Origin of the sequence: Exiguobacterium sp. s39 (assembly GCF_018618925.1) — a bacterium.
Lineage (GTDB): Bacteria > Bacillota > Bacilli > Exiguobacteriales > Exiguobacteriaceae > Exiguobacterium_A > Exiguobacterium_A abrahamii.
Map to the genome: position 1 here is coordinate 658,319 of NZ_JACSNA010000001.1, position 19,430 is coordinate 677,748.

15 protein-coding genes are annotated in these 19,430 nt (G+C 44.6%); 9 read left to right on the forward strand and 6 right to left on the reverse strand.

Annotation, left to right across the window (positions count from 1 at the left end):
• Nucleotides 1-239: 239 nt before the first annotated feature.
• The 6 genes from KNQ11_RS03405 to KNQ11_RS03430 all read left to right on the forward strand — a co-directional run bounded on the left by KNQ11_RS03405 (nt 240) and on the right by KNQ11_RS03430 (nt 5,861).
• Nucleotides 240-1,736, forward strand: a complete 1,497-nt coding sequence (locus KNQ11_RS03405; RefSeq protein WP_214769605.1) for a glycosyltransferase — start codon at nt 240-242, stop codon at nt 1,734-1,736.
• Between the two features lie 34 nt (nt 1,737-1,770).
• On the forward strand, nt 1,771-2,637 hold the full coding sequence (gene galU, locus KNQ11_RS03410; RefSeq protein WP_050679053.1) for a UTP--glucose-1-phosphate uridylyltransferase GalU: 867 nt from the start codon (nt 1,771-1,773) through the stop codon (nt 2,635-2,637).
• Nucleotides 2,638-2,849: 212 nt separating this feature from the next.
• A complete protein-coding gene (locus KNQ11_RS03415; RefSeq protein ID WP_133208746.1) occupies nt 2,850-3,404 on the forward strand; it encodes a hypothetical protein in 555 nt (184 codons plus the stop codon).
• A 443-nt stretch (nt 3,405-3,847) separates the two neighbouring features.
• Complete coding sequence (locus KNQ11_RS03420; protein ID WP_064300045.1) at nt 3,848-4,660, forward strand: ankyrin repeat domain-containing protein; 813 nt, start codon at nt 3,848-3,850, stop codon at nt 4,658-4,660.
• A gap of 128 nt (nt 4,661-4,788) precedes the next feature.
• Nucleotides 4,789-5,259, forward strand: coding sequence for a DinB family protein (locus KNQ11_RS03425; protein ID WP_133208745.1), 471 nt, complete (start codon nt 4,789-4,791; stop codon nt 5,257-5,259).
• Nucleotides 5,260-5,330: 71 nt separating this feature from the next.
• Nucleotides 5,331-5,861, forward strand: a complete 531-nt coding sequence (locus KNQ11_RS03430; protein ID WP_133208744.1) for a GNAT family N-acetyltransferase — start codon at nt 5,331-5,333, stop codon at nt 5,859-5,861.
• Between the two features lie 46 nt (nt 5,862-5,907).
• Here KNQ11_RS03430 and KNQ11_RS03435 read toward each other — a convergent pair whose 3' ends face one another.
• A complete protein-coding gene (locus KNQ11_RS03435) occupies nt 5,908-6,891 on the reverse strand; it encodes a ketoacyl-ACP synthase III (RefSeq protein ID WP_082874196.1) in 984 nt (327 codons plus the stop codon).
• Nucleotides 6,892-7,073: 182 nt separating this feature from the next.
• Here KNQ11_RS03435 and KNQ11_RS03440 point away from each other — a divergent pair, with 182 nt between their 5' ends.
• The gene (locus tag KNQ11_RS03440) at nt 7,074-7,748 is read left to right on the forward strand and encodes a 5'-methylthioadenosine/S-adenosylhomocysteine nucleosidase family protein (protein ID WP_214769608.1); all 675 of its coding nucleotides are present in this window, start codon (nt 7,074-7,076) and stop codon (nt 7,746-7,748) included.
• A gap of 204 nt (nt 7,749-7,952) precedes the next feature.
• Nucleotides 7,953-9,980, forward strand: coding sequence for an acyltransferase family protein (locus KNQ11_RS03445; RefSeq protein ID WP_214769611.1), 2,028 nt, complete (start codon nt 7,953-7,955; stop codon nt 9,978-9,980).
• A 58-nt stretch (nt 9,981-10,038) separates the two neighbouring features.
• Here KNQ11_RS03445 and KNQ11_RS03450 read toward each other — a convergent pair whose 3' ends face one another.
• The 5 genes from KNQ11_RS03450 to KNQ11_RS03470 form a co-directional block, all read right to left on the reverse strand.
• Nucleotides 10,039-13,560 (reverse strand): CDP-glycerol glycerophosphotransferase family protein, encoded by a 3,522-nt coding sequence (locus KNQ11_RS03450; RefSeq protein ID WP_214769614.1) that lies wholly within the window; start codon nt 13,558-13,560, stop codon nt 10,039-10,041.
• 163 nt (nt 13,561-13,723) lie between these two features.
• Nucleotides 13,724-15,295: a glycosyltransferase gene (locus tag KNQ11_RS03455; protein WP_214769616.1), complete on the reverse strand. Its 1,572-nt coding sequence runs from the start codon at nt 15,293-15,295 to the stop codon at nt 13,724-13,726.
• Between the two features lie 145 nt (nt 15,296-15,440).
• The gene (locus KNQ11_RS03460) at nt 15,441-17,333 is read right to left on the reverse strand and encodes a glycosyltransferase family 2 protein (protein ID WP_214769618.1); all 1,893 of its coding nucleotides are present in this window, start codon (nt 17,331-17,333) and stop codon (nt 15,441-15,443) included.
• Between the two features lie 167 nt (nt 17,334-17,500).
• Nucleotides 17,501-17,887, reverse strand: a complete 387-nt coding sequence (locus KNQ11_RS03465; protein ID WP_214769620.1) for a hypothetical protein — start codon at nt 17,885-17,887, stop codon at nt 17,501-17,503.
• 105 nt (nt 17,888-17,992) lie between these two features.
• Nucleotides 17,993-18,232 carry a hypothetical protein gene (locus tag KNQ11_RS03470; RefSeq protein WP_214769623.1) on the reverse strand — a complete coding sequence of 80 codons (240 nt, stop codon included), beginning with the start codon at nt 18,230-18,232 and terminating at the stop codon, nt 17,993-17,995.
• 281 nt (nt 18,233-18,513) lie between these two features.
• Between KNQ11_RS03470 and KNQ11_RS03475 the strand changes: the two genes are divergently transcribed.
• Nucleotides 18,514-19,254, forward strand: coding sequence for a hypothetical protein (locus tag KNQ11_RS03475; RefSeq protein ID WP_214769624.1), 741 nt, complete (start codon nt 18,514-18,516; stop codon nt 19,252-19,254).
• Nucleotides 19,255-19,430 lie beyond the last annotated feature (176 nt).

The window sequence follows — 19,430 nt, forward strand, 5'->3', positions numbered from 1 at the left end:
AAAGACAGACGTTACCGCATCTTCGACAGATCATTAGTTGCAGAACCATGACAATGATTGGATATTATGCAAAACCGATTGACTTTGTTCGTAAAAAAGGAGATAAATAGAAACTGTATTGGTAAATGCGACTAGTATCGCAAGAGGTTTATGAAAAAGCAAAGTCGGCTATATATAGAGGTTGAACTCACAGAAAAAAACAGGGATCAATCTTGAAGGGTGAAGGGGAGTAATGACAGATGCTGTATACGGTAACATCGACATTACCACCAAAACACGGTGGTAGAACGAAGTCGTTATTGAGTCGAATCGCGCTCATGGAACAAGAACTTGGCGCCGGTTCAACAATCGTTACGACGAACTACAATGCCAACTACATGGAAGTCTACGAATTGTTCCGAACAGAAGAGAAGGTCGGTCCGAAAGTACAATTTGAAAATATCTACGATTGGCTATCAGATTACAAATTGTTAAGTATTCCAACGACTCGTTTTCGTAACAAACCGATCATCAAAGAAACAGCGCGCGAAATCGAAGGATTAAAAAGCGTCGAGAAAAAAGGCAGTGACGCCGTTCGTTATTATGATGAGGAAGATGAGTATGTCCTCTACCGTAAATTTTACCCTGAAACGCAAGTCGTTGAATTCGAGGATTTCATGACGAACGCTTCCCGTAAAAAAGTCGAGCGCTGGGAATATAACGTCTACGGCCAATTGCACCGAAAGACAATTTATTCGCCGGTCCATCATGGAAAGATGATGGAAGAGTTGTATGATTCGGAAGGCAATGTCTATTGTAAGAAGTTCTACAATGAAATGGCGCGCCCGAAGCTTATCTTGATTCAGTTATACCGGAACGGCAGAATGTACAAAGCGTTCAAAAAAGAGAAGGACTTATTTGAGTATTACTTCAATCGATTGTTTAAAGACGGTGATGTCTTGTTCGTCGATGCGCGTTTACTGGACCGCTCGATTCTCAACATCAAAGCAGATGTCAAACGAGTTATGGTCATCCACAACTCACACTTGGATGGTTCGACCGTCAAAGGATCATATACGACGATGTTCTCGGAGTCCGATAAAGTGACACGTTTCATCAGTCTGACGAATCACCAAAAAGAAGACATTTTGGAGAGGTATAACATCCCGGAAGAGAAGATTTCCATCATTCCGCACTTTATCGTCCCAGAACAAACGCAACGACGCGAACAGGTCAAGGATCAATTCTGTTTCATCGGTCGATTCGGTCTGCAAAAGCAAATGGATCATTTGATCAAGAGTTATGCGATCTTCAAACAATCAGGTCATACGACGAAGCTTGTGCTCTATGGCATGGACGAACAAGGGCAACTGGCGATGATGGAGAGTTTGATCGAGGAGCTCGGCTTACAGGATGATATCGAAATCCACGGCTTCACGTCGAATCCGGCAGAAGTCTTCCGGGAATCGAAAGCATCACTGTTAACGAGTGAATTTGAAGGATTTGGACTGACGGTCATGGAAAGTATTAATGTCGGCTGTCCGGTCATCTCTTATGACGTCAAATACGGACCACGCGAAATCATCGCCCACGGCGAGAACGGCTACCTCGTTCCAGCGAACGACATGGAAGCTTTTGCTGCCGCGATGGTGCAACTCGTCGAACGACCACTCGCGCGCGTTGAGACGAAGCCATCGCTTTACCTCGAGACGGCTGTAAAGAACTACGGACGATTACTAGAAGAATTAAGCAACTAAACCTACTACTTGAACGATGAAGAGGATGAACGTTATGAAGAAAATCACGAAAGCCATTATTCCAGCAGCAGGACTCGGGACACGTTTCTTGCCTGCGACAAAAGCAATGCCAAAAGAGATGTTACCGATTCTCGATAAACCGACGATCCAGTATATCGTCGAAGAAGCGGCAAAAGCCGGCATCGAAGATATCATCATCGTCACGGGTAAACACAAACGGGCCATCGAAGATCATTTTGATAACCAAAAAGAACTCGAAATTACGCTCGAGAACTCCGGAAAGACCGAATTACTCGAGAAGGTTCAATTCTCGACGAACCTCGCGAACATCTTCTATGTCCGCCAAAAAGAACAAAAAGGTCTCGGTCATGCCATTTTGACGGCGAAACAATTCATCGGGAACGAACCGTTCGCAGTCTTACTCGGGGACGATATCGTCGAGTCGGATGATCCGGCAATCAAACAATTGATGGATGTCTACGAACAGACGGAGAAATCGGTCATCGGTGTACAAGAAGTCCGTCCCGAAGATACGCATCGTTACGGCATCATCGATCCTGTTTCACAAAACGGACGACTGTATGACGTGAAGAAATTCGTCGAAAAACCGGCTCCGGGCACAGCACCATCGAACCTCGCAATCATGGGACGTTACGTACTGACACCGGATATCTTTGATTATCTAGCGAATCAAGGAGAAGGGGCGGGCGGTGAGATTCAATTGACGGATGCGATTGAACGCTTGAATGCGGATAGTCAAGTCTTTGCGTATGATTTCGAGGGTAATCGTTATGACGTCGGGGAGAAACTCGGTTTCGTTAAGACGACGATCGAATATGCGTTGAAAGATGCAGAGATGCGTGACGAGCTGAAAGCTTTCATCAAGACACTAGATATTTAAATGACGAACCACCCTGACATGATGCAGGGTGGTTTTTTCTGGTCAGTTCATTTCGCAATTATGGACTTCCTCTGATAAAAGAGATGGAATGGCTATTTATTTGATAATTTCTTTTACTTGATTCGTTGAGATGGTAATCATGATGAGAAGTAAAAATGTTAGGCTAATGTAGTAAATAAGATAGTTATACAAACATATAAACTATAGGAGACATGACATTGTTACGTAAAAAAAGATATGTGTTACTACTTAGTCTTTTAGTGATTTGTATGTTAATCGGAATAACATCTCACTTGAAGAATGAACGAGCAGTCGGTATAGCTAAAAATCTGAAGCAAAAGTCTGAGTCACTGGATGAGGTTGTAACTGAAATCAATGGCAAAGAGGTCTCGAGATCAGCATTAAACATAACGTTTTCGAATGGCGATCAAGTAGATTTGCTAATGAAGATGAAATTATCGAAAAGGCTGTATACAGTATTCAAACACCTGAAACATCAACCGACGTTTAGTTTTGCTGCAAATATGAATCAAGATGTACTGAGTAAGTTTGTTTTGAAAAAATCTCCTGAAGTCGTAAAGGTTAACTTTCAATTAGATTCGAATCAGGTGATGCATATCCATCAAAAGTTATACTTAAATGCACCAATATCAAGTAAAACGAAACCATTATTTTTGGATACACGTAATTATCAATTCTTATTTTTAAATGAGCGACAGCAAGCGGTAGCAATTTTGTTTGATTTAAACTTATCGACGTGGCAATAAAGTTACAGAATAGTAATTAGATCTTGTTTTGAATAGAAAAAGATTTTGATTGTTTCAGAATGGAGAGGATGAAAATGTTATCTTGGCTAGGTATAAAGAAAACGAATAGCGCAGGACGTCCATTTTTTGCAGGTGTCGAGAAATCGACGGTCTTCTTAATTTTATTAATATCCCTTGCCGTTCTCAATAGTGTGAGGTGGATCCTCAAATTTCTCATTCCAACATCCTTTTTCAATGACCCCATCGTTTCGGTCTTACCAGGTGTAATTGGAATCCTATCAGCTATTGTATTCGTGTTTTTGGTCGAACGACTGATAAGCGATGAGTCTAACCCTGCTGAATAATCGTCGAAACCATCCTCAAGTAGGATGGTTTTCGCGCATTATAACAGGTTCTTGTTGTAAAATGAGGAGGACAATGGAACAGGTGAGGGGCGAACGGACATGACGAAACGATCCATCCAAGATGCTGCTTTTTTGGGCAAACGAAAACAAGTAATGCGCTGCATCGAACGTGGTGACGATCTGAACGAACTGGATGAAGAAGGATTTGCGGCGCTTCATTGGGCGATTCAGGAAGGGTACCTACGGATCGTCGAATTGTTGCTCGATCATGGCGCGGATGTCAACCTTCCGAATCAGGACGGGATGTCACCGTTGCATATTGCGCTTTATGATCAAAAGACCGACATTGCGTTACTTTTGATCAAGCGAGGCGCTCATCTTGATTTAGATGAACACGGATTCTCAGCGCTTCATTTAGTAGCGGGCCGGGGCGGCAATAAAAAAGTCTTACGGAAACTAGCGCAGAACGTCGAGTTGTTACATCAACGGACCGATGACGGGGAAGGTGTGACACCGCTACATTATGCGGCGCAGGAAGGTAAGTCGAAAAAAGTCCAGCTATTACTGGAGGCAGGAGCAGAAGTCGATGCTGTCGGACTAGACGGATTCACACCGCTGTATCTCGCAGTCGGAAATAATCATCCGAAAGCGGTCAAAGTGCTTCTAAAGGCAGGAGCTGACATCGAAGCGGAAAACGTCGCGGATGGCGATACGGCAGTCCTCGCATTAGCGAGTGCTTACGGCTATGAACGGGTCGTCCGGTTATTACTCTCTTATGGAGCCGATCCACTGCATCGAAATGAAGATGGACGGACAGCGCGTGATGCGGCACTTGATAACGAACACCATCAGATTGCGGAGATCTTGCGCCAAAAAGAGATTGATGCGTTATCTGAGGAAGAGAATAACTGAACGGTGGACGACAAGACAGGAAACATCTGCGGATGCTTCCTGTTTTTAAATTTTAAAGGATTTTCAAATTGCTTTGTCAAAATAGAGATAAGAGAACACTTATTCGTCATTGAAAGGAAGGTCGCATCATGAACGCAATCGATTGGACGGTATGGAATTTAAACGAAGTGAGAAGAAGAAGCATCAAAGTCTGGCAGTCGATTCCTGAAGATAAATTGAACTGGAAACCGGATGAGAACGCCATGACGTGTTTTGAGATGATCCGTCATGTGTTAGACAGCGAGTATTATTATTTCTTAGCGTTACAGAATCGAGGCAGTCTACCGTCGTATGAGTCCCCGTTTGAAGGGCGCGACTTCGTATCAGTGCAAGCTGAACTAGACTTTGCGGCAGTCTATCATGAGGAATTCATGGCATATGTCGAGCAACTAACGGAATCAGATTTAGCGATCGTTCAGATTGATCGTTCGGAATCAGGTTATGTGCGTTCGCTCGGTGATATGTTGTTACGAATTGCTTATCACGAAGCAGTGCATACAGGACAGTTACTCGATTACTTAAGAACAGCAGATGTTGAGCGGGTACGAGTTTGGGACTAAGGTAATTTAATGAGAAAATGTGTTAGTAGTATGAGCTGCTAATGCAATCCGTCAGGTAGGGGGTAAAAATTTTGAAAATACGTTTAGCAACATCCAAAGACATGAAGGTAATAGCAAAGATTTACGTTGATACGTGGAGGACGACATACACCGGTTTAGTACCCGATGTATATTTAGAACAACTCACTGTTCAACGGGCAGAACAAAAATGGATACAGTTTTTGAACGATTTCTCACAAGATACATTCCTATATGTGGTATTGAATGAAAAGGGAATTATAATCGGATTCGCAGCAGCTCAAATTCATGCTAATGCTGGAGTACGGAAAGGAGAGTTGTCTGCCCTCTATATATTACCCGAAGCACACGGTTTAGGAATCGGCAAAAAGTTGATGGAGACTGTCAGCGTGCATTTCCTGAAAGCAGAGGTCTCCTCGATGATGGTTTGGGTAATGAAAAAGAATGAGCCAGGGCGTGCATTTTACAAACGACTTGGCGGCAAATACATAGGTCATCGTCAGAGTCGTTTTGGGAATGTTACGGTTGAAGATGAAGCATATGAATGGCTGGATGTCGCTATGCTTATCCATCATCAGAATTAAAAACAAGGAGGAAGTACGATGCATCTGTACTTCTTCCTTGTATGAATCACAGACTCCATTTCATTAGTAATCCTGCTTGTGTCAAACCGCCACCGAACCCATATAACAGGAGCATATCTCCCGCTTTGATTTTCCCCTCAGATATACCTTTATCTAAAGATAAGGGGATGGTCGCTGAAGAAGTGTTGCCATAATTGACTAGGCTGAAAAGCGTTTTATCAAAGGGAACCCCACTTTTATCGCAGATTGATTGAATCATGCGAAGGTTTGCACTATGTGGAATGAACCAATCGATTTGATCTAAAGTCATCGATGCTTGAGCCAGTACATATTTCATCCCATGAGGAACCGTGCTGACTGCCCATTTGTATACTTCTCGTCCATTTTGAACGATTTTGTTATTGTGAATAATAGGATTTTCGAACAATTGATTTGACAGGTTTGAGCAATATAGACTTGATCCTTTTTCTCCTTCCGAGTTCAAGTAGAAGGAAATAAAGTCAGACTGGACTTCATCACGTTCCACAAGAACAGCTCCGCTTCCGTCTCCAAACAAAATGCATGTATTTCGATCCGTGTAGTCAGTAATTTTAGAAAGTGTTTCTGCACCGATAACGAGAATTTTTTTATGAAGACCAGATGAAATTAATCCGTTCGCCAAGTGTAATCCGTATGTAAATCCCGCACAAGCAGCGTTCAGGTCAATTGTACCGGCATGTTTGATACCGAGTTTTGCTTGAACCAATGATGCGGTACTTGGTGTCTTAAAATCGGGTGACATCGTACAGATGATGATCATATCGACATCTTGAAATTCTTTATTGTAACGCAGTTTTAAATTCATGGCCGCTTGATATGCAAGATCACTTGTCGATTCAGTCTGAGCCGCGATTCTTCGTTCTTTGATGCCTGTTCGTTGAACTATCCATTCATCATTTGTTTCTACTAGTTTCTCTAAATCATGGTTCGTCATGATTTGATTTGGAACGTAAGAGCCGATTGCTGTAATTCGGGCATAAGATGCATTCAAGAATTGTTCCTCCTTGTAAAAAATATTTCTATAAAATTTAAAACTAGATATTAGTACTAGGTACTAATATAAATGTGATTTTGTTTAAATACAAGCAATATAACTGATAAGATTTTTTGTTAAATCAAATAGTTTAAAAAATAGAGTGGTTTCTAGCGAATGCAATAAAGGAGGAATAAGTCATGATCGGAATCAGCATCGCCACCACATGGGAGTTCGACGCAACACTTGCGTATTTTCATGTCTCACCTGAAGAAAGAATCACTTATCCGTATGGTGAATATTTCACGCGCGAGGTGAATGGGAAAACACTCTTGTTTTACAGCACAGGCGTTCGAAAAGTAAATGGCATCGGAGCGAATCAATATATGATCCTCCGTTTCTCTTTGACGAAGGTCATCGTTGCCGGAACGTGTGCCGGAATCGAGCCGAGGTACGACGTACTCGATATCATCGTTCCGGATCGTGCGGTTCAATATGATTGCACGGTCAAAGAGATTGAACCACTTATTAAACCCTCGTTCGTCGTCAATCTCGATGTATCGAAGTATGGCAACGATTTTCATCCTGGAACGATCGGAACGGCAGACCGTGCTGTCGTCCTGTGGCGAGACTATATCGAACTGCGGGATAACGGATTGACGATTGCTGATACGGAAGCGGGGGCTATCGCGTACATCTGTCAGAAAAATGCAGTCGAATGTATTATCATCAAAGGTATCTCCGATTTTCCGACCGAAGAGAAGGAAGAAAATGCTGTCGAAGCAAACGTCGAACAGATGCGGATCTATATCGAGAACACACCAAAAGTCATGCAACGGATTTTTGCCGACTACTTATACCGGTTTCTAACGTAATCTTTCATCAGTGCACTTCTTTTACATATTTTCCAAGTTTCTTGCGGCAATATAGTTCAGTAGCATTGTATTTTTTGAAATATGTTCTATCATAGTGAATGGAAACGTTTTCTTAAAATGGTGAGTACATACCGAACTGTACAAGAAATGCGCTGCAATCGTCAGGATTCGTAGGTGTAGAAGTAGATGGAGGGACATAGAAGCATGCAGGAATGGAAAGTATCTGGTCAACCGGGTCAGAAGCGGATTGATATTGAAAGCCGGTTTCGCCCGGAAATCGAAGGGTTACGCACGGTAGCTGCCTTACTCGTCGCAATCTATCATATTTGGTTCAATCGTGTCTCAGGAGGTGTCGATGTCTTCTTCGTCATCTCGGGTTTTTTGATCACGACATCGATCATCTCGACAATCAACCGGACAGGGGAGTTCAAATTTCTGCCGTACGTGACAAAGTTGCTGAAACGACTCTTGCCATCCGTTTTGTTCATCTTAGGCGTCGTGTTAGTACTAAGCACATTTTTATTACCGGCATCGATTCTCGGGAAAACAATTCGTGAAGTCGTCGCCTCGATGTTCTTTTATCAAAACTGGCAACTCGCCGTCTCAAGTACGGATTACTTAGACGCGACCCAGATGAAGTCACCCGTCGAACATTTTTGGGCACTATCGATCCAGTGGCAGTTTTATATGATTTGGTTCGTCTTGTTCTCGTTCATCTTATGGATGATGAACACGTATCAGATTCGGTCGATTAAAGCCGTTTTAAATGGGTTGATTGGATTCCTATTCGTCACGTCACTCGCGTATTCGATCTACCTGACAGAAGTGAATCAGCCGTGGGCGTATTTCATTACGCCGACGCGGGTCTGGGAATTCGCCTTAGGTAGTCTATTATGTGTGAACTTGTCGGCGATTCGTGTTCCGAAGTGGATAGCGACGATCATCGGCTGGGTCGGTCTGCTTGGCTTGCTGACGACTGGTGTTCTGTTTAATGTCTCGCAAATGTTCCCTGGCTATATCGCACTCTGGCCGATGACGTGCGCCTTGATGATCGTGTTATCAGGAACGCAGGAGACACGATTCGGATTAAAACGATTCCTCGGATCAAAGCCGATGGTCAAACTCGGCGGGATCGCGTTCGGGATTTACCTTTGGCACTGGGTGTTGCTTGAGTTCTATCGCTACAATGTTCAACAAACGCCAGGTCTGCTCGTCGGTACACTGATTATCGTTGCATCGATCGGTTTATCCTACTTGATGACGGAATGGGTTGAAAAACCGATTCGCACTTCGACTGTCAATCGGACAGCGTTCAAGAAGCTAGGTGCGCTGTTGACGGTCAACGTTTTGTTGATTGGATCCTTACTCGGGCTCGCTTATCTGGAAGAGCAAGAGCTGAAACAAGCTGTCAGCAAGAATAAGTATCCGGGTGCTTTAGCGATCGAACAGACAATGCCTGTACCGAAGCAAGATCCTTTCCCGTCTTATGCGAACGTCTTCAATGACTTACCGCTCGTCCATACGGATGGTAGCAACCAAGGACTGCAAAAGACGGAAGCGAAAGTCGGTGAATACGGAAAAACGAAGGATTATAAAGCGATGATTGCGCTCGTCGGAAGCTCGCACTCGGAGCAATGGTTCGGTGCATTGCATGAAGCAATCAAAGGAACGGACATCCGTTTACTCAATCTGACGCGGTCAGGAACACGTTTTTCGACCGGCTATGAACCGGATTCCTTAAAAGGGATCTGGAACCAGAACGTCTTGAACTATTTGAAGGATGCCGATGTTGATTTGATCATCTCGCACGTGACTGCAGCGGATGCTTCAAAAGACAGCATTCATCAACAAATGGTCGACCAGATGCAGTTCGTCAAAGACGAGTATGGGATCGACGGTCTAGCACTCCGGGATAATCCACGGTATGACTTCAACGTACTCGAGGCGCTCGAGACGACAAGCATCGCGGATACGACGAAACAGATGAATACGGAACCGAACCAAACGGATGAGGCGTACTGGAAACAGTTCGAAAAAACGAATCAGTCGCTCCATAAGCTGGATTTGACGCGTTACTTCCACGTCAAAGGCGAGTATCGCCCTGTCATCGGCAATGTCGTCATCTATCGTGACAACAGCCATATGACGAATACGTATGCGGAAAGTTTTGCTCCGATGTTCAAGAAAAAGCTCGACGAAGTGCTCGCGGACAAATTAGCGACGAACGAATAAAATATGTAAAACGGCTAGCACCCTCTGTGGATGCTAGCCGTTTTTGATGGATCATTCGTCAAACGGAATAACTGCCGTCCGGTTGCTCACGTAATTCGAGTGCTTCAGTGCGAACCTGTGGATTCGTCCCGAAGTACGCATCGACGACGCGGGAAGCGGCGAAGCCGTCCTCCATCGGACCGTACGTCGCACGGAACGTATCGAGTTGCGCTTGATACATTTTCGTCAGACGCGGAATGTCCGATAAGGCGTGAAGCAAAGTCTCTTCCGTCTCTAAGATGGGTCCCGGAAGATCGTTGTAGTAATCGAGATAGAATCCGCGTAGCGTGTCCCGATAGAGGTCAAGGTCATACGCATAGAACATCATCGGTCGATTCATGTTCGCGAAGTCGAAGAAGACAGAGGAATAGTCCGTGATCAGCAGATCCGTGATCAAATACAGTTCTTGAATATCCGGATAGGGTGTCACGTCAATGAATTGTTCCCGGTGCTGTACTGGAATCTTCGGTTTTTTCGTGACGAGCACGTGCGTCCGAATCAAGAAGACGTACTCATCGCCTAACGCTTCCGCGACACGGTCGAAATCAAACGGGTAGTCGAAGTAGAACTTCCCTTTCCCGAGCGATTGATGATCGCGGAAGGTCGGTGCATACAAGATGACTTTTTTGCCTTCCGGCAGTTGCAACTGCGTCCGAATCCGATCGATCGTTGCCTCATCATTTGCTGTAAAGAAAAGGTCATTTCGCGGATAACCAGATTCGACGACAGGACCGCTATACTGGAATGCACTTCTAAAGATGTTCGTCGCATAACGACTCGGAGACAAGAGGACGCTCCATTGCGCAATCGAATTCGTCACTCGTTTGACGTAGCCTTCATCCCGACCATGGATCTCATCTAAGTCAAACAACATCTTCTTCAACGGCGTGCCGTGCCACGTCTGGATGTACGTCGTCTCTTTCCGCCGCGTCATGTAGTGCGGGAAGTTCTGATTGTTGACCCAAAATTTCGCCGTTGCCATGTAATAGAAGTAGGCGGGAGACAGGCGTTTGACGACTTTTGCATTCGGATCACTCAGATAGAGCTTTTTGTTATAGATCCAGACGACTTTATAGCCGAGTGCTTGCTTCTTCAGTTCTTCGTAAATGTAGCGTGGGCTGTCCGCGTAATGTTTACCGAGACCGCTCTCGAAGACGACGAGTTTTGGGTCGACCGGTAAGACGCGTTGCATGAGTCGGTATCCTGCCTTCATCGTCGGGAAGTAGAACCGGCTCCGACGATAGACCTTAAAGAGGATGTTCGCCGCTTCGTTCGTCTGAATCTTCTCTAAAAGACTTGTCTGTTTTGTATAGTTCGCGATCGTTTGATAGACCTGATCGGAATAGGTCGTATCCGTTTTCGTCAAGAAGACGTCAGCGCGGCGTTTGTATTCGTCATCCATCTCAAAATCACGACGTGCCGTCGCATCGAGATCCTCGAACAAGTCATCGATCGTCTTTGAGATCCGACCCGGTAATTCGTTCTCGAGATCGAGATACGAACCGAGCGGACCGATGAAGCGTTTCGGGTCGAATTGCAGGTAATGGACCGGTCGTTTCAAGAAACTGAAGTCAAAGGCGACACTCGAGTAGTCGGTGACGAGCAAGAGGCTCTCCTTTAACAACCCTTGGACATCACGTTCTCCTTGATGGATGACCGTGATTGGTAAGTTCTCAAAGTGACTCGAGTATTGTTGCATGTTCGGATGCAGGCAAAGGACGATCTCGAGACGATGTTGTTTTGCGTACGCGTGTAGACGCTCACTCGATAGGAACGCTTGGTACTGCTGATAATATTCCGATTCGAAGAACTGGAGTGGCGTCTGTAACCACGAGCGCCATGTCGGAATGACGAGCATCTGACGTTTGACTGGGACGTCGTCGTTCAAGAGGGCATCAAAACGAGACAAACCGGTGATTTTGACCTCTCGCTCAGCGTAGCCCATGTCTTGTGTGACGAGTCGTTTCTCACGCTCGGAACTGACGAGGAACAGATCCGTATCGAAGGCAGCTGCAAACTTGCCGTACTGGTCATTCATGTTCTTCGTTCCGAGAACCCCGTGTTGGATGAAGACACGATCCGCCCGCATCTTCCGTTTGAACGGTTCGGACCGGAGCGGATACAAGTATTCCGCATGATGTGTCCCGATGACCTTCTTCGCCATCAACGAGTGATAGATGTGTTCCTTCGATTTGATCGGCAAGACGTTTCCGAGCGGAGCGACTTGTGCGTATTCGTTCGACGTCGGATCGATGACGTAATAGACCGGTCGCTCCGGATAGGTTTCGCGCATGTATTTGAAGAAGTGATATCCGTTGTCCTGCGCTTTATAGGGACGTTCTCCGACGAGCCACGTGTTCTTCTCGGCAAATAGCCGGTAGAGCGGGGCGAACGTCATCAGGTGATTCAGATAGGCGTAATTTTCATTCGTAAACTCGGTCATCTCAAACGATAGATTCCGGTGACCGACCGTGTAGTACGGAATGATGTGCATTGTCGACGTATCATCTTTCCCTAACGCTTCCGGTGTCAGTTGACGCGTGATGTACCGGGCGCGACCGAGACGGTGTAATTTTGGTTCCGACCGGTGATAGAAGTCGAGTGCGACGAAGGCGTCATAAACCCCTTCTTGTAATTGAGCTGCTTGATAGAGTTGCGACCAGTGGATCGTCGCCGTGTAGTGATAACGATACAATCCGAATTTTTTCGCACTTGTTTCATTTTGGTACAACCAATCAATCGGGACCGGGACTTGATTGCCACTTTCCCGGTGCACGAGGAGCAATCGTCCCGTCTTGATGAACGCGTGACGGGTAAAGGCTTTCCCGCTGATGATTGTCGTCGCTTTCGTCTCATTGCGGACCGCATCAATCTGAATCTTCGGCTTCATCTGCGGTTCTTTATTCAACAATAGACGCAGGTTGCCTTTTAAATCCGTATACAACTGGACGAATTCGTTGGACGTCTCATCCATCAATGGCGCGACCGGCGCGGGAATCTGCGTGTCAAGGAAACGTCCTAACAAAATCTCACGGGTGAAGACGGATGCATCGAGCGTAGCATGACTCGGTAAGCCGTCAGACTCCCATTTGTGTAATTGTTCTGGTGTGAGGTGTTCGACTTTTTTCGTAAACGTCAGCCAGAGTGAAAAACGACCGATCGGATAGGCAGTATCTTGATCGGCTTCGACAGACTCGATCTCAGCGAGACCATCCTCTTCGACTGTCGGAACGTCCGCATCCTGCATCTGAGCAGCATGTTGACTCAGCTGAGAGACGAGCGTATGCGGCAGTTGGAAAGAGAAGCGATGATCGTGCTGTTGGTTCGGCACTTCAAGGACCGTCTCTTGCAAACGATCGCGAATGAGTAACGAAGTGATCGTCAGCAACGGATCGTTTAATTGACCGGATAGCGTATAGTCTGTCGGCGAAGATTGAATCTGTAACGACTCTTTTAACGCCGATCGTTTAAGTTTCTTTGGTTTCTTCGGAAGTACAGTGTGCCCGAATTGGAGCACCCGGAGAACAGATTTAAACAGCATGGAATCAAGGGACCTCCTACTAGGTGATATTTTATGAAAGCGTTATCTTCCATTAGCATTCTATCACAATCAATAGCTAAAACATCCCAAAATTTGAAAAACAATACGGACTTTGGTGGATAGACAAAAAACACTTCTCACAGAGGAGAAGGTCAATAACCGATTAGTCAAGCTCACTCAAAAGCGTTAACCAGTTTGTCGTAAAGAGATCATCAGAAAACCGATTGATCGAGTGCAGAGCGGCTTCTCCCATTTGACGGCGTAGAGCCGGCTGCTCCATCAAGCGGATTGCTGCTGCTGCAAAAGCTGACGTGTCACCGGGTGGAACGATATAACCGGTCGTCCCGTGCGCGATGATTTCACGCGGACCATAACAGATGTCATAGGCGATGACCGGAACACCGTGCCCCATGCTCTCAAGGATCGCCATCCCGAACCCTTCGGATTGCGACGTGAAGATCGTTGCGACGGCGCCATGATAGGCGTCTTGAATGTTCGTGATGAATCCGTTGAACCGGATCTGTTTCGTCAGTGACAGTTCCTTGATCAACGCGTGGAGATCCTTTTCGAGCTGATCGTTGTAACCGAAGCCATAGAAATCAAGGAAAGCATTCGGATGCTGGTCGACGATCTTCCGCATGACACGGATACTGGCGGCGACATCCTTTTTGATTTGGATGCGCGAGACGACGATGAACCGATTCGGATCAGGTTCAGGAAGAACCGTGTAATCCGCTTCCGGTACCGCACCGACACCGTGAGGAATCGCATGGAACGTCTCCGGGTGACCGAACTGATCGGTCATATGTGCTTGTTGCCGAGGTGTTGCCGTGATGACTCGATCCCACTCGTCGATACGACCAAATAACGTATCCCACACACCGCTGACCGTTGCCGTCTCGTTGAAGGGAGAGACGAAGTGATTGCTGTGTCCGAAGGCGATCTTTTTGATGTTCGGATGTTTGATATCCAAGATGACCGCGTCCAAATTCTTTTTCGATAGGTTGGCAAGACGATCCCGGTATTCGGACGAGATCAAGACCGCCTCATGCTGACCTAACAGCTTATTCAAGACGAACGTATTAAAGGTTGCCGGATCATTGAACTGTCTTTCCTGACCGGCTTCTAAATAAAACAGATGACTCCAGTCCGCTGAATTGATTTTATGCCAAATCGTTAAATAACACGTCCCGTCACTATGGAAGAAGGAGCGAGAGACCGGCTTGTTCGACGTAAACGAATACTGGATCGTCTGCACCAACTGGCCGTTATCTAGGTATTCTTCGCGGCGCAGGCGATGACGATTCTCTGAAAAATAATCGATGAAGCTAAGCTGACCGTTAGTATCAAACCGGGCGTACTGGACGTATGTACCATTGTCGAACAACCGATACGAATCTTTTTCGGCGCGACTCGCGTCAAGGAACAACGTATACCGCTTTTCCCAGCGTGGAATCAATTCGCCTTTCGAAGAGATGACGGACCGTTTGTCTGCCTGGCGACGTGCTAAAAAATTAATGACGTTGACGACTTGGATGCGAGGATCAAGCAACCGTGCCTCGACCATCTCTTGACGAATCGTTTCAAGATTCGGTTGAATCCCTAACGTCACGAGCGTCACGTTTCGCTCCGGATCAGCCGCGATGATCGCGTTCGCTCGTTTAATGACTGCTTTTGATAAACCGCCACGTTGGGTCGCTAACGTGTTCAATGTAAAAAACAAATCTCGTTTCATAGGGCATCTCCTTATATAGCGCTTACAATTTGAAATAGCGGCTTGAAATATGGGTCACGTTGGTGAACCTTGCCCATACTATAGCATATTTTGTTGGAATAATAAGGAATCTAGGAACAAGAGATTCATGTCCCTAGGCGTAGCATTACGCTTCGTTGATCGGTTGAACGAATGATCGATTGGCTGTGATGTACGTATCCTGAGCCGTTTTCAAGCGTGGTGTGCCTTTGGATGACAGAACGATCTTTTCAATCGAAAGAACGGTATCCGGTGTATTTTTCGTTGGTAGTTCGTTTTTAAAGTCACGATCAGCATACTGTTTACAAGTCTTTAAAATCCGGACTGTTGTCGGATGATCAGTCAGATACGTCTCGTCATCAATCATAGGTGGAAGGTGGATGTATTTTTTGTTTGCCGTGACGTAAGCACCGTCAACCGTGACGAGTCGTGGTGTGCCGGCCATCGTCAACTGAAGATCGGAGATCGTCAGCAGTTGTCCGACTTCAAGTGCTGTCTGCTTATGCTCGAATTCCAGATCGTCATACAAGAAAGCCTTCTCGAGTACAACGACTTGCGTCGGTGCATCGATATGATACTTCGTCGCGTCGATTTTCTGTACAGGTGATCTGGATTCCGCTGGACGAAATTCGACTTTAAGTGGCTGATAATGCAGATGCATCCCATTGACACTACTCGGTAACGTCATCCGGACGACGAACGGATGATAGTCGTCATGGATCAGCATCAATTGGAATGGATGTGAATATCGTTCGAGTGTCTCCGTCGAAATGAATAATTCAGTCCCTTCGATATGGAACGGAACGGCGGTTTCCGTTACTTCATCGTTAGGTGCGATTAAGAGAACTTGATCGACCGAAGCCGTGTCGTCTTTGAGTAATTGTACGACTTCATAGAAGACACCATCAACGAGACGCGTGCCTGCATACGTGGCAAAGAACGGCTCAAGGACAGGTCCGAGATGGTGTAGTGATTCCGGCATTCTATAATAAAGACGGTTCTCCGATACATAGCGCCGGGCTTTATGTTTTTGGACGAGTAGCGTGATGAAGGTGACGAAGCTGTCATAATCTTGTTGCTGCAGCAAAGCGTACTGCTTTTGGAAAATGTCATCGAAAATGAAATCTGCTGGATCTGCACCATGTCGTTCAAAGATCGCAATCATCTCGCGGAACAAATCAAAGAAGGTCTGCCGTTGCGGATGCTCAAGGAACCGCTTGTTGTTGAACAGACGGGAGAGGAAATCCATCTCGATCAGACGGCTCAAGGCATGAGTCTTGGCGACTGTCGGAATATCCAGTTCAAGCGTTTTCTCAAGCACCTGTAAATTAAAAGTCGTCTTCTCGAAGATGCTCGTCTGTCCGACTAACGAGTCATTCATCGCGAATCGGTTGACGTGATAGACAGGTGCTGGATTCATCGAAGCCGTTTGACAGTTAGAGATGGCTTCGAAGAAGAAGAGTTTATCTTCACCGAACTGCATCGGGCTGAACCGAATGTTATGCTCGATCAAGACGGAGCGCTTCAGGATTTTCCCGGGAGGTCCAACTGCGCGAAATACTTTGTCGATTTCATATGGAACAAGCTGATTGGCAGTCGTGAACGATGCGAACCGCCCGACTTTTTGTATCGACGTGTCGGTATGTTTGATCGTTTGACCGAATGCGATATCGGCATCGTTTGAAGCGGCTTGCGCGACGAGTTGAGGAAATCCGACCGGATCGAGGCGATCATCAGCATCTAAGAACGTGACGTATCTACCTGTCGCTTCTTCGATTCCGACGTTTCGCGGATGGGCAGGACTTCCCGTATTTTCGGGAATTTCGATGATGCGAATGAAATCCATCGTTTGTGCAGCCGTATGGAGAATCGACAACGATTCATCCGTCGAACCGTCATCAACGAAAATCGCTTCCATCGTTGAATGGTCAAGCGTGAGTGCCTGAATCGACGCGATACACGTCGAGAGATCCGTCGCTTTATTGTATACAGGAATGATAATTGAAACAATTTTTCCCAACAGTAATTCCCACCTTAAAGAAAATATTTTAAAAAATACCATTTGAACTGTACCACAAAATGGATGCTCTTAAGCGTAAGAAAGGTGAGAACATACAAAAAAGGACGATGACCCAATCTAAAGAAGGGAGTCATCGACCATTTAAACGCGGTCATAAAAAATTGAAATTACTTGATTCCAATGTTCTCAAGATATTTTTTTTCAGAGTCATCGATTTTACGGCTGATTTGTTTCGTATACGTCTTCCGCGCGTAAGTAGATCCTTTTTTCTGATAAATGGCTCTTTCTCCTCCAGATGATTGGTCGTAATAGATTTCAATGAGATTTTGATCCTCATAGACGATGACGCCCGTTTCTCCAGAATTTCGCTTTAGTTGTCGATCGACCTGTTGCTGCTTCAAGTACTGATTTTCAGATTTGAAGACTTGATTGATGGCTGCGTCATATTTCTGTTTTGCTTTCTCACTCGTCGTATTTCCATCTTGATCGTAATCGCTACATCCTGCTAGGCAGACGATCGAAAAAAGTAGGAAAGATAAAAGTTTTATTTTCAAGTACGAACACCTCCGAAGTACACGTTTTGTATTACCGATAGTGTACATTAAGGCAACGCTTCATATGTAACGTACTTGAGAAATAAGGAAGTGCCAATAGGCATATTATAGTTCAATCGCATCGATGACGCCTTCAGGATACTCCCAGACGTTTCCTTCGATGAGCCATTGATGGTGGCAGTTCGGACAAGCGACTTCCGAAGAGAAATCATACTGGATTTCAACACCTAAACGTCGCTCCTCGTACGATACACTATGTAAATCTTCAATAAGGATCTCATCTTTGAATTTCTCGCGACAACGCGGACATTTGAATTTCGAATAATGACTGATGATCGTATCCATTCGATTCAACTCCTAAACAAAGAATTAGTATCGTTTACAGTATAATGATAACGCTTACATATAAACGTGTTAATTTTGAATTGTAATCAAAATGGAATATATCAACTGAATTGGATTTTGATATATAGAGATCTTGAAGAAAAAATTTAAATGGAAATACCCGTACTTATACATCCGTTCAATCCAATTGAGGCATATTTTTCGTCTAGATCAGTAAAAAGTGCCTTAAGATATAAGTTGAAACCACCATATCATTACAGCTTTTAAGAGAGGTGAAAATCATGTTAGAACTCGAAGTGTTATATATTGAGAAAAATGCAAATAATAAGTTGGATATTAACTATTTTGATCCAAAAAATGAACCATTGATCTTTATGTTTCAAAGGATGTTGAAAAAATTAAAGGTACAATTTCCGAAATACAGTTCGCTTTATGTTATTTTTTATGAAAGTTTAACAGAAGAAGAAAAACTAAAAATCAGAAGTGAAAATGGTGAAGGACGCGAATATTATTTTAAAGAAACTAAGATGGAGGAATTAAAGTCAAAAAAGAATTTAGATTTTTTAAAAGAAACGTTGAGTACTTTATTAGAAGGAATTAGACATTCAATATTCCGAGAATGTATAACCGATGATGAATTAAATAAAATAGAAAATTATGTGTATGAACAGAACTTTATATTCGTACAGAACATAGGCAGGAAAAATAACAAAACGAAAACAATGAGAGCTACTCTAAAAGCAAAATTGACACCTGTAAATCTAAATTTGTTTCTAATGATTACTGATATGAAGTCTCGGAAAAGCCTATATGATGGATGTATATTTGAATTACCGCAATCAGTCATTATACCGTTAAGAAGTATATTGAACCCTATCTCTTTATATGGATATGAATTGTATTGGGAAAATGAGAATACGATCGACATCATCATAAACACAGTGGGAGATAGATTACGAACCAAAATTTATCGGAAGAATGATGACTCTGTTTTGGTTAAGCAACAAAAAATAAAGGCTTAAAGAAAGCATTATTTTTTATCAAGTGATTGCGACATAGAGTCGCTCTTAACATGCAATTCTTTTCTTCTGCTCACTAGATGCTACACTTAGACCAACTATTACACATAAAAGGATGATGTGGATGTGGAAGGCACTATTGTTTAATTCTGTATGGATGGGTATCACATTGCCAATTC